Annotated in this window: 14 protein-coding genes; 10 read left to right on the forward strand and 4 right to left on the reverse strand. The window is 62.4% G+C overall.

Going from position 1 to position 15594, the window contains the following annotated elements:
• The first annotated feature begins 27 nt into the window (after positions 1–27).
• The 7 genes from ftsZ to HMPREF2932_RS13590 all read left to right on the forward strand — a co-directional run bounded on the left by ftsZ (position 28) and on the right by HMPREF2932_RS13590 (position 5453).
• The gene (gene ftsZ, locus HMPREF2932_RS08090; protein ID WP_046647972.1) at positions 28–1392 is read left to right on the forward strand and encodes a cell division protein FtsZ; all 1365 of its coding nucleotides are present in this window, start codon (positions 28–30) and stop codon (positions 1390–1392) included.
• A gap of 24 nt (positions 1393–1416) precedes the next feature.
• Positions 1417–2157 carry a peptidoglycan editing factor PgeF gene (gene pgeF, locus HMPREF2932_RS08095; protein WP_049155266.1) on the forward strand — a complete coding sequence of 247 codons (741 nt, stop codon included), beginning with the start codon at positions 1417–1419 and terminating at the stop codon, positions 2155–2157.
• On the forward strand, positions 2157–2867 hold the full coding sequence (locus tag HMPREF2932_RS08100; protein ID WP_070515741.1) for a YggS family pyridoxal phosphate-dependent enzyme: 711 nt from the start codon (positions 2157–2159) through the stop codon (positions 2865–2867). The genes pgeF and HMPREF2932_RS08100 overlap by 1 nt, the downstream gene beginning before the upstream one ends.
• 69 nt (positions 2868–2936) lie before the next feature.
• Positions 2937–3359, forward strand: coding sequence for a cell division protein SepF (locus tag HMPREF2932_RS08105; RefSeq protein ID WP_046647975.1), 423 nt, complete (start codon positions 2937–2939; stop codon positions 3357–3359).
• Positions 3360–3579: 220 nt separating this feature from the next.
• Positions 3580–3891, forward strand: coding sequence for a YggT family protein (locus HMPREF2932_RS08110; RefSeq protein WP_049155268.1), 312 nt, complete (start codon positions 3580–3582; stop codon positions 3889–3891).
• A 168-nt stretch (positions 3892–4059) separates the two neighbouring features.
• On the forward strand, positions 4060–5160 hold the full coding sequence (locus HMPREF2932_RS08115; RefSeq protein WP_049155270.1) for a DivIVA domain-containing protein: 1101 nt from the start codon (positions 4060–4062) through the stop codon (positions 5158–5160).
• A gap of 122 nt (positions 5161–5282) precedes the next feature.
• On the forward strand, positions 5283–5453 hold the full coding sequence (locus HMPREF2932_RS13590; protein WP_046647978.1) for a hypothetical protein: 171 nt from the start codon (positions 5283–5285) through the stop codon (positions 5451–5453).
• 100 nt (positions 5454–5553) lie between these two features.
• Here the strand turns inward: HMPREF2932_RS13590 and HMPREF2932_RS08120 are convergent, their stop codons facing one another.
• A complete protein-coding gene (locus tag HMPREF2932_RS08120; RefSeq protein ID WP_071409968.1) occupies positions 5554–6630 on the reverse strand; it encodes an HNH endonuclease signature motif containing protein in 1077 nt (358 codons plus the stop codon).
• Between the two features lie 363 nt (positions 6631–6993).
• Between HMPREF2932_RS08120 and ileS the strand changes: the two genes are divergently transcribed.
• Positions 6994–10191: an isoleucine--tRNA ligase gene (ileS, locus tag HMPREF2932_RS08125; protein ID WP_071409969.1), complete on the forward strand. Its 3198-nt coding sequence runs from the start codon at positions 6994–6996 to the stop codon at positions 10189–10191.
• Between the two features lie 131 nt (positions 10192–10322).
• Here ileS and HMPREF2932_RS08130 read toward each other — a convergent pair whose 3' ends face one another.
• Positions 10323–11672 carry an MFS transporter gene (locus HMPREF2932_RS08130; RefSeq protein ID WP_049155277.1) on the reverse strand — a complete coding sequence of 450 codons (1350 nt, stop codon included), beginning with the start codon at positions 11670–11672 and terminating at the stop codon, positions 10323–10325.
• Positions 11669–12310, reverse strand: a complete 642-nt coding sequence (locus HMPREF2932_RS08135) for a GntR family transcriptional regulator (protein ID WP_071409970.1) — start codon at positions 12308–12310, stop codon at positions 11669–11671. The genes HMPREF2932_RS08130 and HMPREF2932_RS08135 overlap by 4 nt, the downstream gene beginning before the upstream one ends.
• Before the next feature lie 150 nt (positions 12311–12460).
• Here HMPREF2932_RS08135 and HMPREF2932_RS08140 point away from each other — a divergent pair, with 150 nt between their 5' ends.
• A complete protein-coding gene (locus tag HMPREF2932_RS08140) occupies positions 12461–13915 on the forward strand; it encodes a DNA polymerase IV (protein ID WP_049155282.1) in 1455 nt (484 codons plus the stop codon).
• On the opposite strand, the gene HMPREF2932_RS08145 is transcribed toward HMPREF2932_RS08140, so the two are convergent.
• A complete protein-coding gene (locus tag HMPREF2932_RS08145; protein ID WP_071409971.1) occupies positions 13912–14847 on the reverse strand; it encodes an asparaginase in 936 nt (311 codons plus the stop codon). The genes HMPREF2932_RS08140 and HMPREF2932_RS08145 overlap by 4 nt on opposite strands.
• A gap of 106 nt (positions 14848–14953) precedes the next feature.
• On the opposite strand from HMPREF2932_RS08145, the gene HMPREF2932_RS08150 reads away from it, so the two are divergent.
• A complete protein-coding gene (locus HMPREF2932_RS08150; protein ID WP_046647983.1) occupies positions 14954–15556 on the forward strand; it encodes a WKL family lipoprotein in 603 nt (200 codons plus the stop codon).
• Positions 15557–15594 lie beyond the last annotated feature (38 nt).

The following is a 15594-nucleotide window of genomic DNA, read 5'->3' on the forward strand; positions in this document are numbered from 1 at the left end:
CTTATTCGAAAGGCAAGAGACCCTCGTATGATCTCATCTAGCAACAACCTCGCGGACATCAAGGTCGTCGGCGTCGGCGGCGGTGGTGTCAACGCTGTCAACCGCATGATCGAAGAAGGGCTCAAGGGAGTCCAGTTCGTGGCGATCAACACCGATTCCCAGGCGCTGATTTTCTCCGATGCGGATACCAAGCTCGACATCGGTCGCGAGGCCACCCGCGGCCTCGGCGCGGGTGCCAACCCGGAGGTAGGTAAGACCTCCGCGGAGGACCACAAGACCGAAATCGAAGACGCCCTCCAGGGCTCCGACATGGTCTTTGTGACGGCTGGCGAGGGTGGCGGAACCGGTACCGGCGCCGCTCCGGTGGTCGCCTCCATCGCGAAGAAGATGGGCGCTTTGACCGTCGGTGTCGTTACCCGCCCGTTCAAGTTCGAGGGCGCGCGCCGCACCCGTCAGGCCATGGCCGGCATTGAGGAGTTGCGCGAGGTCTGCGATACCCTCATCGTTATCCCGAATGATCGCCTCATGCAGCTGGGCGGCGAGGAGCTGTCCATCGTCGAAGCCTTCCGCGCCGCCGACGAAGTTCTGCACAACGGTGTGCAGGGTATTACCAACCTCATCACCATCCCGGGCATGATCAACGTCGACTTTGCGGACGTTCGCTCCGTCATGTCCGACGCCGGCTCCGCCCTCATGGGCATCGGCTTCGCCCGCGGCGATAACCGCGCGCTCAACGCCGCCGAGCAGGCCATTAACTCCCCGCTGCTGGAGTCGACCATGGAGGGTGCCAAGGGCGTTCTGCTGTCTATCGCCGGTGGCTCCGACTTGGGCCTTCACGAAGTCAACGCCGCTGCCTCCATGGTGGAGGAGCGCGCCGACGAGGACGCCAACATCATCTTCGGCACCATCATCGATGACAACCTCGGTGACGAAGTCCGCGTCACCATCATTGCGACCGGCTTCGATGCCCAGGCCAACATGACCTCCCAGCCGGCACAGCCTGGCCAGACGCAGCAGCATGGTGCGGAGGCTACCCCGGCTGCACGCCCGGGTTCCCTCTTCGAGAACCGCGCTGAGGCACAGCCTGAGAGCCCCGCCGCGCCCCGCACCGAGGCCCCGCGCGAGGAGTACACCCGCGCCGAACCGCAGCGCGCTGACTCCCAGCGCATTGAGCGTGAAGAGTACGCCCCGCGTCACTCCTACGAGCGCGAGCAGCCGGCAGAGCCGGCCCCGTCGAGCGGACTATTTACCACCTCGGATCGCTTCCGCGGTGAGGACTACCGCCGCGGCGGCGATGATGAGTACCGTCTCTCGCGCCCCACGGAGCGTCGTGGCCGTGACTTCGACGATGACGGCGATGACGATCTCGACGTGCCATCCTTCATGCGCTAGTTCCAGCCAGCTACTCTGGAGTGCATGCCAGTAAACGAGGAAGCACACGCAGCACGACGCCCCGTCCGCATGGTTTTTACAAGCCGTGCCGGCGGGGCGTCGTCGTCGCCTTATGACTCTTTTAACCTCGGCGATCACGTTGGCGATGACCCCGCCGCAGTGGCCGCCAATCGCGAGCGGCTCCGCCGAGCCACGGGCTTAGAGGACATCGTGTGGATGGAACAGCTCCACACCAACACCGTGACGGTGGTGGGGGCCGAGCGCCGCGGCGTCGAGGAGCCCGTGCCGGCCACCGATGCCGTGGTAACCACCGAAAAGCGCTTGGGCCTGGGCGTTCTCGTGGCGGACTGCACGCCGGTGCTGCTTGTCGACGTCTCCGCGGGCGTCATCGGCGCCGCCCACGCCGGGCGCCTTGGCGCGCGCAACGGAATCGTCCGCAATACCGTCGATACCATGGTTGAGTTAGGGGCCCGCCCCGCCTCGATTCAGGTGCTCATGGGGCCGGCCGCTTCTGGGCGGAACTATGAGGTGCCGGAGGCGATGGCGGATGACGTCGAGAAGCATCTGCCCGGCTCCAAGACCCGCACGGCGTCGGGTACCTGGGGCGTCGACGTGCGCGCTGGGCTGATTCGTCAATTGATGGAGATGGGGGTTACGGCTATCGAATCGGACCCGCGCTGCACGATTGAGGACACAGATTTCTTTTCTTATCGCCGCGAGGGCGTCACCGGACGCCAAGCCGGCGTGATTTGGTTGGAGGATTAATGACGAACAACGATACTGTGCGCCGTGAAGAGCTGAGGGCTGGCCTGGAGAGCACCCGCGCTGCTATTCACCGTTTCGCTGAGGCCGCTGGCCGCCCCGCCCCGCAGCTGCTGCCGGTGACGAAGTTTCACCCGGCCGAAGACATCGCGCTGCTAGCGGAGTTGGGGATCACAGATGTGGCGGAAAATCGCGAGCAGGAAGCGCGTGCCAAGGCGGAGGCCCTGTCCGAGATGCGTTTCCACATGATTGGCCAGGTGCAGACCAAGAAGGCGAACCACGTGGCCCGATGGGCGCATAGTGTTCACTCGCTCGATTCAGAAAAACTTGCCAGAGCACTCGACCGCGGCGTGGCTCTTGCCCAGGAACGCGGCCAGCGCGAGGACACGCTTCCGGTCTATATCCAGGTATCCGCCGACGGTGATACCGCGCGTGGCGGCTGCCCGCTAGAGGGTGTATCTGCTCTGGTGGATCTGGTCGAAGATCTGGAGAACCTGCAGCTGTGTGGCTTCATGGTGGTTCCACCGCTGGAGAGCGATCCGGCGGAGGTTTTCACCCAGGTGAGGGCATTGACGGATGAGGTGGCGGCCAAGCTTGGGCGAGACCTGAAAATGTCCGCCGGCATGAGCGCCGATATGGAGGCAGCGATTGCATCTGGAACGGATATCGTGCGTGTCGGAACCGGAATCATGGGAGCCCGCCCGCTAGGTTAATTGTCATTGTAAAACTGCATTACAAGACCGCAAATGAACAGAACACACTAGGTCAGAGGGAGACCCAGAATGTCACTGATTGATAGGACTAAAGAGTTCTTCGGGCTGGGCCCGATGGACATGGACGCCGACGATGCCTACTACGCCGACGAGCGCAGCTACAACGCTCCGGCCTACGCGCCTTCCTACGAGAAGCAGGAAGAGGAGTTTGTCCCGACCATCGTGGCTCTCTCCCTCGTCTCCTTTGATGATGCAGCAAAGGTTGGCGGCCCTTTCCGTGACGGTGACGCAGTGGTCTTTGAACTCACCGATGCCGACCGCGGCTCTGCCAAGCGTTTCGTGGACTTTGCCGCTGGCCTCTGCTTCGCGTTGGAAGGCCGCATGAAGAACCTGACCAAGGGCATGGACACCAGCCGCAAGGTTTTTGCCATCGTGCCGAAGGGTGCTGATATCTCCACCGTGGAGCTGGAGCGAGCAGCACACCTGCGCTAGAGACGTCAGGCTTTAACCGCTTCATCGTTATTCTCCTCCGTGTTGGCTTAAGGGAGGCGGAAGGCGATGGGGCGGTTTCGTCGTTTTCATCGTGGGGCCTTATCGGAGAGTCATTCTCGGCGGCGGTATGGCTGCCGCGGTGCTGTCTCTGTACGCCGAGGGCGAACCTTAGGGCAGGGGAGTACCGCTGGCGGGGGTGATTCCGATAGGCTCAGGCATTGTGAGTGCTTTAGGTTCAATTCTCCTCGTCGCCGTGAGTCTTTACTCGTGGGTTTTGTTGGCGCGCATCGTCATTGAAATGATCCAGTCTTTTTCGCGCCAATTCAACCCGCCCCGCTGGTTCATGATGGTTGCTGAGGTGCTTTTCGTGGTCACCGATCCGCCGGTCAAAGCGCTGCGAAAGGTGATTCCGCCGCTGCAATTGGGCGGCATCACGCTCGATGTTTCCATCATTGTTTTGTTCCTGCTTTTGTCCGTTCTTTCGCAACTTATTGGCTGGCTATTTTTCAGCGCCAATGGGCTTGCAATGTAATAAACGGGTGTATTAAACCCTCCTGTTAACGTTGAGACTCGTGCCAGCGTTAGATAATGTGTTGATTCGGATACAATGAGTTACCACAATCCGTATTATTAACCGCATATGTACCCGGCCTCTGGACCCTCTAGAGGTTTGACCGATTCGTAAGGGGAAGAGAAGTCAATGCCACTGTCACCAGCTGATGTACACAACGTCGCTTTCAGCAAGCCGCCAATTGGCAAGCGTGGCTACAACGAGGACGAGGTCGATCAGTTCCTCGATCTCGTTGAGGATGCTCTTGCTCAGCTGCAGGATGAGAACGATGATCTCCACGCCCAGGTTGAGGAGCTGAAGTCTCAGGCTCCGGCCGGCGCTGCCGGCGGTGCCGCTGCCGCTAAGGTCGACGAGGCCGCTGTGCGCAAGGACGTCGAATCCAAGCTTCGCGCTGAGTACGAGGCAAAGCTGGCTGACTCCAAGAACGAGATTGCCAAGGCCAAGGAAGAAACCAAGCGCGCCCAGGAACAGGCGAAGGCCGCTCAGGCGCAGGACAATTCCGCAGAGCTCAAGGCCGCACGCGAGGAAGCTGCTGCTGCCAGGCGTGAGCTCGAGGCCTCCAAGAAGGAACTGGAGAGCACCAAGAAGGAGCTGGAGTCCGCAAAGAAGAACTCCGCAACCTCCACCACCGCATCTTCCGCTGCTGCCGTGGCTGGTGCAGGTGCTGCACAGTCCAACGCACAGGGCCTCGCCACCCCGGACACGCATATGCAGGCAGCCCGCGTTCTGGGCCTGGCGCAGGAGATGGCAGACCGCCTTACCAACGAGGCCAAGGCCGATTCCGAGTCCATGCTGGCGGAGGCCCGCACGGCTGCAGAGAAGCAGCTTGCCGACGCTGACTCTCACTCCAAGGCTCAGCTTGCTGACGCCCAGAAGCGCTACGACGCGCAGCTGCAGGAAGCCGATACCCGCTCCAAGAAGCTGGTGGCTGACGCCGAAAACAAGGCAAAGCAGACTGAGGCCGACGCTACGTCCCGCGCGGAGGCACAGATTCGCCAGGCTGAGGAGAAGGCAGCTGCCCTGCAGGCAGATGCTGAGAAGAAGCACACCGAGGTCATGAACACGGTCAAGCAGCAGCAGACCGCTCTGGAGGCCCGCATCTCCGAGCTGCGCACCTTCGAGCGCGAGTACCGTACCCGCCTCAAGACGCTGCTGCAGTCCCAGCTTGAGGAGTTGGAGTCCCGCGGCACCGCTGCCCCCAACGGTGAGGCCGGAAAGTCCAACAATTAATCTCTGAATGAGCGGCGTCCCTGCGGGGGCGCCGTTATTCTTTTCTGTAGGTATACGTCCGTAGGTATACATTCTTTGTAAGCACAGAGCCCTTAGTCATTGGTGGGGAAAGGAGAGCGCACATGCTCATCGGCGCATTGCTTCTGGCCTTTGTTGCTTTCTTGGCGTTCGTGAACTACATCCTCACCGCTGCTGAGTGGTCCTTGTACGTGCTCTTCGCTTCGGCTGGGGTGGGTATCGTCCTGTTCATCGCAGACACCGTGATCAAGCTGCGCCGCAAGCACGACGAGTAGCTCGGTCTCGCCGAAAATCTGTAACGCGCGCAGCTAAGGCACGACGAGTAGCCCTCGACCCAGTGGTAATTCTGGGTGGAGGGCTACTTCTGTGAAGTCGCTAGTCGTCTCGCTCCCCGGAGTTTGGGAATAACCCGGGTGGCGCTTGCAGCGGCGTGGGTGGCGGGGGAGGGCCGTACGTTCTCTTCGCTTTTCCCCTGACCCGAGCCATGCGGCCGCGACCCGGCGGCGCATTCGGATCGTCCTGGTTCACCCCATTGTGATACGGACAGAGCATCACCAAGTTTTCCTGGTTGGTGTACCCGCCGTTCTTCCACGCGATGAGGTGATGAACTTGACATTCATCGGCCGGCTTCAGGCAGTCATCCCAAGCACAGACTGGGAACTCGGCCATAGCCATGATGCGCTGCTTGATGCTGGCCGAGCGCTCCTCGTAGTAGAGGTTGACCGGCCCGTGATAGGGATGAAAAAGAGTCGCGAGCGCGCCGTCTTTATCGATTTCACCGGCGATGACCTTGTTGAGGTACTCTGCCCCGGTCATCGTGGCGCCATTGGTCATCTGGAGGGTGATTTCTTCGCCGTCACCGTCGAGAATTTTCGTCATTGCATCCAGCGGCACAAGGATATTGGTCTGCAAGCCGCGGCGCGGTGCAGCGCCTTTGAAGAAGGCCTCGCGGATGGACTCGAGGGGACGTGCCGGGTCGACGGCGTCGTTAAGCTCTGCAATCAGTTGCGAGGGGCCCGTGATCGCCATCGTCCACGGTGCATTGCGGCGGCGGTAGACAGTCACGCCCTCCTTCGGCGTGGGCGGTGCTGAGTGTTCCTTGAGCTTCTTCTTCGCCAGCGCCTCCATGGCGAGGGTGTCAGCGCTCGTTCGGCAGAGTTCTAGACGCAGCTTCCAGCCCAACGCTTGTGTTTTGGCTTTCCGGGCATAGCGGTCGATGACCTCCAAGGTAGGCAAAGAATGCTTGCGTTGGCGCGCTGCCTTCACTGCGTCGCGTTGCATCCGCGTCATGGCGGTTTTGCCAAAGAAGCTCGTATGCAGCCGCACCAACTCCGCGGCGGTTTTGTCTGGGGAACCGGCGGCGATGAGGTCTGCTTCAGACATGCCTTCGCACTCGGCGACGACATCGATGCCGGCCCCGAGTGCGTTAAGGAAAGTCTGCAGTGCGCTCATGACATTGGAGCTTAAAACACCTTATGACCTGCTCGCATTAGAAAAAATGTTCCTGTGGAAAACCTTATCCCAGGTACCTCATTCATGTACTGTCGTTTCTATTTTGGGGCTTTCGGGAACCTGCGCCTGTGAAAACTTGACCGGCTCGCTATACTTTTAGGCGTATGCAGTGAGCCGGCTATCACCGGGGAGCATTCCGGAAGAACGTGCTTCGCGCTTAGCAGAGCATTATTAGAACCGGGCGGGTAGGGACCGTCATCTCCTTCACATCAACGAAGCGGGGCGCCTCGGCGCCCAAGCGGGGTGGTACCGCGAGCCGTAAGGCGCGTCCCCGCCACAGCGAACGAGTGAAGGAATTTTTAGATGAGTAGCAACCCCGCGAACGTCGGCAGCGTTTATCCCAAAGTTGATATGACTGCTGGGTCTTCCCGTTTCCCCGATATGGAGCAGGAAGTCCAGAAGTACTGGAAGGCCGACGACACCTTTAAAGCCAGCCTCGAGCAAACCGAGGGCTGCCCCGAGTACGTCTTTTATGATGGCCCTCCCTTTGCCAACGGTCTGCCGCACTACGGCCACCTGTTGACCGGTTACGTCAAGGACATCGTCCCGCGCTACCGCACTATGGCCGGCAACCACGTTCCGCGCGTCTTCGGCTGGGACACCCACGGTCTGCCAGCGGAGCTGGAGGCAGAAAAGCAGCTCGGCATCACCGACAAGGCCCAGATCGAGGAGATGGGCCTGGAGAAGTTCAACGAGTACTGCGCCAAGTCTGTGCTCGAGTACACCGATGAATGGGAAGAGTACGTCAACCGCCAGGCTCGCTGGGTGGACTTTGAAAACGGCTACAAGACCATGGACTTGAACTACATGGAGTCCGTGATGTGGGCGTTTAAGGAGCTCTATGACAAGGACCTGATCTACCAGGGCTTTAGGGTTCTGCCGTACTCCTGGGCTGAGCACACCTCGCTGTCGAACCAGGAGACGCGCCTGGATGATTCCTACAAGATGCGTCAGGATCCGACCCTGACGGTGACCTTCCCGGTAGCGGGCGCTGTGGAGGGAAGCGCGGCGGAGAAGACGTTGGCGGATAACGCCGAGCTTGCCGACGCCTCCTTCCTCGCCTGGACCACCACCCCGTGGACCCTGCCGTCCAACCTGGCTTTGGCGGTCCACCCGGAGGTCGACTACGTCCTGTTCAAGGCCACCGAGGGCGACTTTGCTGGCCGCACCTTCATCATGGCCGAGGCGCTCACCGGCACCCTGGCCAAGGAGCTGGGTGAGGCGGAAGTTCTCAAGACGTTCAAGGGCGCTGAGCTCGAGGGCTTTAAGTACCAGCCCATCTTCGATTTCTTCCCGGATGTCGAGAATGCCTACCAGCTGCTGCTCGCAGATTACGTCACCACTGAGGACGGTACCGGTGTGGTCCACCAGGCTCCGGCCTTCGGTGAGGACGATATGCTCACCTGCCAGAAGTACGGTGTGGGCCTGGTCATTCCGGTGGATGAGGATGGCAAGTTCACCTCGCAGGTGCCACCTTACGAGGGCCAGCTGGTCTTCGACGCTAACAAGGGCATCATCAAGGACCTGAAGGAAGCTGGCCGCGTGGTGCGCCACGTGACCATCGAGCACTCCTACCCGCACTCCTGGCGCTCCGGCGAGCCGCTCATCTACATGGCGTTGCCGGCATGGTTCGTCAAGGTGACCGAGTTCCGTGACCGCATGGTGGAGCTCAACCACAACGAGATCGAGTGGCTGCCGGAGCACATCCGTGACGGCCAGTTCGGCAAGTGGCTGGAGGGCGCTCGCGATTGGAACATCTCTCGTACCCGCTACTGGGGCGCTCCGATCCCGGCGTGGATCTCCGATGACCCGGAGTACCCGCGCGTGGATGTCTACGGCTCCCTGGATGAGCTGGAGCGTGACTTCGGCGTGCGCCCCACCAGCCTGCATCGCCCGCACATCGATGAGCTGACCCGCCCGAACCCGGATGATCCGACGGGCAAGTCCACGATGCGCCGTGTGCCGGATGTGTTGGATTGCTGGTTTGAGTCCGGCTCGATGCCGTTTGCCCAGAAGCACTACCCGTTTGAGAACAAGGAGTGGTTTGAGACCCACTCGCCGTCTGATTTCATCGTGGAGTACTCCGGTCAGACCCGCGGCTGGTTCTACGTTATGCATGCGCTGTCCACCGCGCTCTTTGACCGCCCGGCCTACAAGAAGGTTGTGGCCCACGGCATCGTTCTGGGCAATGACGGCCTGAAGATGTCCAAGTCCAAGGGCAATTACCCGAACGTTAACGAGGTCTTTGACCGCGATGGTTCGGATGCCATGCGCTGGTTCCTCATGTCCTCGCCGATCTTGCGCGGTGGCAACCTCATCGTCACCGAACAGGGCATCCGTGAGGGCGTGCGCCAGGCTATCCTGCCGATCTGGAATGCCTACACCTTCCTGCAGCTTTACGCTTCCCAGGACGCGAAGTTCGATGTCAGCTCCACTAACGTGCTGGACCGCTACATCTTGGCCAAGACGCATGACTTGGTAAAGAACACGAATGATGCGTTGGCGAATACCGATATTGCTACGGCAACCGAGGAGGTTCGCCTCTTCGCGGATGCCTTGACTAACTGGTACGTGCGCCGCTCCCGCGACCGTTTCTGGGAGGGCGAGGAGACCCACGCAGAGGCTTTCAACACCCTCTACACGGTGCTGGAGACCGTCTCCCGCGTGGTGGCTCCGCTGCTACCGCACGTGGCTGAGGTCATCTACCGCGGCCTGACCGGTGAGCGTTCCGTGCACTTGGCTTCCTACCCGAAGGCTGAGGACTACCCGGCTGACGCGAACCTGGTGGCCGCTATGGATGCCACCCGCGCGGTGGCTTCGGCGGCGTCGTCTGTGCGCAAGTCCAATAAGCTGCGTAACCGCCTGCCGCTGCCGAAGCTGACGGTGGCGATGCCGGATTCGGCTCGCTTGGCCGACTTCAAGGACATCATCCGCGATGAGGTCAACGTCAAGGACGTTGAGCTGACCGATGATGTCGATGAGGTCGGCACCTTCGAAGTAGTCTGCAACGCCAAGGTGGCGGGCCCTCGCTTGGGCAAGGACGTACAGCGCGCCATCAAGAACCTGAAGGCGGGCAACTACGAGCGCGACGGCGAGGAGGTTATCGTCGACGGCGATATCCGCCTGACCCCGGACGAGTACACGGAACGTCTCAAGGCGGCGAACCCGGAGTCCACGGCGCGCGTGGACGGCGTGGATGGCCTAGTGGTGTTGGATACCAACGTCACCGAAGAGCTGGAGGCTGAGGGCTGGGCCGCGGATGTCATCCGCGGCCTGCAGGATGCCCGCAAGGCCGAGGACTTCGTGGTCACCGACCGCATCACCGTGGCCCTGTCTGTCCCCGCGGAGAAGGAAGAGTGGGCCAACCGCCACCGCGAGCACATCGCGGCAGAGGTACTCGCCGTCGACTTCACCGTGACGACCCAGCCTCTCGAGGCTGGTGCCGACAAGAACGTCCACGACGTTCTCAAGGGCGTGACCGCCACGGTGGCTAAGGCCTAAGACGGCAACAGCGACGTTAACGGTCGCAGAAAAAGCTCCGCCTCCCGGATCCGGGAGGCGGAGCTTTTAGCGTCTGTGCACAGGTAGCGCAGTGCGGCCCAGGGGAGGGCGCCCGACTGGTGGGGCCGGTGCTAGCGGCGAGTGCCGGGCAGGTGCGCGCGCCAAGCAAGGATGACATTGATGAGGCAGACCAGAGCCAAGAAGCTACCGATGCTGAACAACGCGGTGAAACCAAGGTAAGGTGCGAGGGCGCTGAAAGCCATCGGGATGAAGAAACCGGTGTAGGAAATGGAGTAGTACACGGCGGTCAGGCCGGCGAGCTCACGCTCGCCCGCGATGCGTTGGACCTCCGACAAGCCGGCGACGAGTGCCAGGCCGTATCCTGCGCCCATGGTCGCGGCGGCGGCGATGCCGAGCGGCAGGGAGAGCGAGTGGGCGGCGAAGGCTCCGAGGATGGCGCCGACTGTGATGACGAACATGGCCAGCGCCGAGGCGCGCGCAGACTTATGGGTATCCACCAGTCGGCCCAACATCTGGACAGCGACACCGCACCCCAGGGTGATAACGGTCATCAGGCCGGAGAAAGCGATGGGGGCATCGCCTGCCGAGTCGGACAACAGCTGTGGCAGGAGCGCATAGGCCGCTCCCGCGCAACCGAATACCCACGGGGCCACAGGGACGACGACGCGTAGGAAACGCTTGTGAGCAACGGCGGGAATGTGCAGCATCTCCAGCATGTCGCGCACCCGAAGCTCCAAGATGGTGGTCTTGACGTCGCCCCGGGTGGGCTGGCGGGTCTCCGGAGTATGCAGGATCCACACGGCGGTCAGCAACGTAAGCAGCATGTGGAGGATATAAGCCGTGTGCGTCGGCCACGGACCCCACTGGGCGAGCACCGAAGCGATGCCCGCGCCGACGAGGAAGCCGGCAGTCAAACACAAGGAAGCCTTGCGGGCGCCCGCCGCCGGGTCACCGCCAGCCCTCGTGATGAGCTCCGTAATCCACGTTGAGCCCACGGCCATGACCAAGCCCAAAGCCATGCCGCATAGGACACGCCCCAGCGCGATGATGAGTGGCTCGTTGGGCGCGATGGACAGCAAGAAAGACCCCGCCAAAGACAGTGGCGCTGCGGGGAGTAACAGGGGGCGGCGGCCAAGCAGATCGGACAGTGGGCCGCCGATCAGAAGGGCGGGGATGATGCCCACGACGTAGGCGGCCAAGAGCCCGTTGACTGTCACCTGGGAAAAGTTGGAGGTCTCGCGGTACATCACCAGCAGCGGGGTGAACTCGTTTCCACCCCACGCCACGGCGATCATGGAACCGGCGACGGGGAACCACGCGCGCGGCGACAGCGGCGTTCCGTCCGAGTGGATAGACGAACGCGAGGAGGTGGGGCTTTCGGCAGCGTCGGTGTCCAGAATGGCGTCGTGCTCGGTGGTGGGCGCCTCGACAGCAGGGTTCGAATGCGCAGAGACAGTCACAGTTGCTTCCTTGAGGAGTTGAGGTGGGAGTGGAGTTCGGTGAGGTAGGAGTCGATGTCGCCGGAGCGGAGGGCGTCGGCAAGCACTGCGTGCTGGGCCACGAAGGCGCGGGCCTTCTCAACGCTGCGGCCGATGGCGGTGGCGGTAAAACGCTGTTGGCGCTCGCGCAGCGTGTGGCCGAGGTGCGCCAGCAGGCGGTTGCCGCCGTTGTCCATGATGGTCTGGTGGAACTTTGCGTCCAGTTGGGTGTAAGTGCGCAGATCAGAGTTGTCGAGGGCGGCTTTCTGTTCCTCGATCGTGGCATCGAGGACATCAGCGATAAGGCCACGCTCTTCGGCGGGGAGCTCGCAGATGTGGCGGGCAGAGTGCTCGTCCACGAGGAGGCGTGCCTCGTAAACCTCTCGGATCTCGCGGGGGCTGATGGGAACGACCAACGCGCCGCGCTTGGGGTAGAGCTTCAAAAAGCCCTCCATCTCCAACCGGAGGAACGCCTCACGCACCGGGGTGCGGCTCATTCCTAGCTCGGTGGCAAGGGCGGCTTCGGAGAGCATGTCCGAGTCATCGACCTCGTCATCGATGATGCGGCGCTTGAGGTGCTCATAGGCCCTTTCTGCGGCAGGTACCTTGTCTTTTTGCATGCATACATGATGCATGCATGTGGGGCTTAGTGTCTAGTACCACACGCCAATCGTGGGGCATAGATCACTCATGCCGCGCGTGAGAGCTAGTTCTCTTTGCCTGCCGAGGGCTTCCTTGTGGATGCGAATATATGTTTTAGACTTGTAGCTATGCAGCGCTGGGTTCTTCACATCGACATGGATGCGTTCTTTGCCTCGGTGGAACAGCTCACCCGCCCCACCCTGCGCGGCCGGCCGGTGTTGGTGGGAGGGACATCCGGCCGCGGGGTCGTCGCGGGTGCGTCCTACGAAGCGCGCGCTTATGGTGCGCATTCCGCCATGCCCATGTTCCGCGCGCAGCAGCTTGTGGGTTATCGAGCCGTGGTGGTGCAACCGCGCCGGGCGGTCTATTCGGCAGCCTCGCGCCGGGTGTTTGGGATTATTGCGCAGCACGCCGGGGTAATCGAACAACTATCTATCGATGAGGCCTTTATGGAGCCTGAGGCACTCGTCGGTGCCTCACCAGCCGAGGTCCGCGAGTGGGCAGAGAACCTCCGCCGCGTGATTCGAACGGAGACGGGCCTGCCCAGCTCTATTGGAGCGGGTGCGGGAAAGCAGAGCGCGAAGATCGCCTCTGGGGAAGCTAAACCGGATGGCACCTTCGTGGTCCCGCAGGAGCGCTTCGACGAGCTCATTCACCCGCTGCCGGTGGGCAAGCTCTGGGGAGCGGGCCCAGTTACGCAGCAGAAATTGGCCGCCATCGGAGTGGAGACCATCGGCCAGTTGGCGGCGATGAGCCGCAAGGAAGTCGAGATTTCACTCGGCGGCGTGGTGGGGGTGCAGCTGTGGGAGCTTGCCCAGGGAATTGATGAGCGCCCCGTCGCCCCGCGCGCGATTGCCAAACAGATCTCCACCGAATTCACCTACCCAACGGATCTGCGCACGGCGGCCGAGGTAGACGCGGCGCTGATCCGCGCGGCACACGGTGCTCATTCTCGGTTGCTCAAGGATGGGCGCGGCGCGCGCACGGTGACGGTGAAGCTGCGGATGGCGGACTTTCACATCGAGTCACGCTCAGCCACCTTGCCCTACGCCACCGATGACCTGAAGGTGCTCGAAGCCAAAGCACTGAGCTTGGCCCGCTACCCGGAGGAGCTCGGACCGATCAGGCTGGTGGGCGTGAGCTACTCAGGGCTGGAAGAGGCCCGCCAAGACGTGCTCTTTCCGGAACTGGATCGTGAGATTGTGCGCCGGGCACCGGACACCGACTACGAAACCGGGGTCAGTGATTATCTGCCTGGGACGCCATCTGTCCCCGAGAGTGTTTCCCCGGCGGGCGGAGCTGCGGATTCCGAAGAATCGCTGAGACACCGGTGGCGAGCGACCCAAGACGTCTACCACCCCGACTTCGGCCACGGCTGGATTCAGGGCGCGGGCCACGGGGTGGTCAGTGTGCGCTTTGAAACCCGCGCTACGGGCCCGGGGTTCGTGCGCTCCTTCGCGGCTGAGGATGAAGACCTCCGCCCCGCCGACCCGCTGGACTCACTGGCGTGGGAGGACATCCCGCCGGATGAAGACGCCGACCCCGAGGACGCGGTAGAGGCCCCACCACGAGAGGACAGCTAGCCCGCGGTATAGGTCGTGGCAGGCGGGGTCGAGCTAAACATCTCGCCCACCGGGGTACCCGTGGCGAGGGCAGCGGCGAGCATGATGCGGGCTTGGCCTGCGCGGAATCCGCCGGAAGCCACCGCGCCCATTTCGCCCAAGGTGGCTCCACCGCCTGCACCGCCATAGGCCAGCTTTGTCACTCCATAAGGCGTGCGGGTGCTAATCACCACGGGCACACCCGCCTGTAGCGCGCGGGTTACGCCGGCACCCATCTCCGCGCCCATGTTGCCGGAGCCCATCGCCTCGATGACGAGGCCGGAGGTGTGGGGGAGGGAGGCGTCGACAAGCGTGGCGCCGGCCCCCGGGTAGGCCGCGATGATCTCCACTGGGTGCTCAGCCAAGGGCGCCAGGGGGAGGGGCTCTAAGGAGGTTTCTCCCACCGGCAGCTCCTCAAAGCCGTTGAGCTGCGACGTGTGCCACTTGCGCGCACCGCGCCCAGGGATGGTGCGGCCGCCAAACTGCACCCACACACCCGGCTTCCCAGAACACAGAAGTTCATAAGCATCGCGCAGGTTGCGCGGTCCGTCACCATCCGGGTGGTCAAAGGCGCGCTGCGCGCCCGTGAGCACGATGGAACCTGCACCTAAGTTAAAGAGGGACAACGCTAGGGCGGTCTCCTCCATAGAATCGGTGCCATGGGTGATGAGGACGCCGTCGATGTCCGAGCGGGCCAGCTGGTCACGTACGCACAGCAGCAGCTCATCGAGGTCTGCCAAAGTAATCGAGCTGGAGTCCAGGGCGCGGAACTCCACCACCTCGATATCGTGAGGGCTGCCCGCAGTGCCTAGGGATGCGGCCAGCTGCTGGCCGCTGACGGTGGGGACGAGGGAGCCGTCACGGACCGTCGTGCAGGCGATGGTGCCACCGGTGGCGATGAGTGCAAAAGTCATGCCAGCAGGCTACTACAGGCGCACACCTGCGCGGGAAACCCAGGGTGAAGCTCGCGGGCGCTAGAGTAAAAGGGATGAACCACGATCCCCAACGTGAGGAGTATTTGTGAAATCCTTCAAGCTGAGCGCCGCCGTCCTGGCTTTGGGCGCCGCGACTGCCCTGTCCGCCTGCTCGTCTTCCGACGACGGCGCGGCCGAGAACAGCACCGCCGCTAAGCCCTCGGGCGAAACCTCCGCCTCGCAGGTTGTCTCCACCGAGATGCCCTCCGTGGAGGAACTCAACGAGATCTTGGCTAAGGCTGCCGACCCGAACCTGCCGCAGGAAGAGAAGGTGCAGCTGGTGCAGGGCAGCGAAACGGCGCCGGAGCTTTTCGACGTCATGTCGCAGTCCCAGGCCGAATCCGGTGCCACCTTCGAGGTTGTGGCCCCGGTCATCCCGGGCCTCGTGCCGGATTCCGCGCTCGCTACCGTCCACATCAACACCCCTGATGGCCAGCAGCAGACCGCTGACCAGGTGGAGTTCATCAACGAGGGCGGCACGTGGAAGCTGTCTAAGACCTGGGCTTGTGTCTTGGTCACCAACATCGTCCCGCCGGAAGAGGTCCCGGAGATGTGTGCGGACTCCGTGCCGGAAGGCGCTGGCGCCGAGGAAGGCGCTGAGGCGCCTGCCGACGCCCCCGCAGAAGGTGCTGAGGCTCCCGCCCAGTAAACCCGGGTTTTCATAACTTAAGCGCCCGCCACTCGCTG

The organism is Corynebacterium sp. HMSC074H12 (genome assembly GCF_001813755.1).
Lineage (GTDB): Bacteria > Actinomycetota > Actinomycetes > Mycobacteriales > Mycobacteriaceae > Corynebacterium > Corynebacterium hiratae.

Bases quoted from the DNA above. Each gene is read 5' to 3' on its own strand.
- HMPREF2932_RS08115 (WP_049155270.1), top strand. From the start codon at position 4,060: ATGCCACTGTCACCAGCTGATGTACACAACGTCGCTTTCAGCAAGCCG.
- HMPREF2932_RS08135 (WP_071409970.1), bottom strand. From the start codon at position 12,310: ATGCAAAAAGACAAGGTACCTGCCGCAGAAAGGGCCTATGAGCACCTC.
- HMPREF2932_RS08140 (WP_049155282.1), top strand. From the start codon at position 12,461: ATGCAGCGCTGGGTTCTTCACATCGACATGGATGCGTTCTTTGCCTCG.
- HMPREF2932_RS08100 (WP_070515741.1), top strand. From the start codon at position 2,157: ATGACGAACAACGATACTGTGCGCCGTGAAGAGCTGAGGGCTGGCCTG.
- HMPREF2932_RS08105 (WP_046647975.1), top strand. From the start codon at position 2,937: ATGTCACTGATTGATAGGACTAAAGAGTTCTTCGGGCTGGGCCCGATG.
- pgeF (WP_049155266.1), top strand. From the start codon at position 1,417: ATGCCAGTAAACGAGGAAGCACACGCAGCACGACGCCCCGTCCGCATG.
- ftsZ (WP_046647972.1), top strand. From the start codon at position 28: ATGATCTCATCTAGCAACAACCTCGCGGACATCAAGGTCGTCGGCGTC.
- HMPREF2932_RS08120 (WP_071409968.1), bottom strand. From the start codon at position 6,630: ATGAGCGCACTGCAGACTTTCCTTAACGCACTCGGGGCCGGCATCGAT.
- ileS (WP_071409969.1), top strand. From the start codon at position 6,994: ATGAGTAGCAACCCCGCGAACGTCGGCAGCGTTTATCCCAAAGTTGAT.
- HMPREF2932_RS13590 (WP_046647978.1), top strand. From the start codon at position 5,283: ATGCTCATCGGCGCATTGCTTCTGGCCTTTGTTGCTTTCTTGGCGTTC.
- HMPREF2932_RS08145 (WP_071409971.1), bottom strand. From the start codon at position 14,847: ATGACTTTTGCACTCATCGCCACCGGTGGCACCATCGCCTGCACGACG.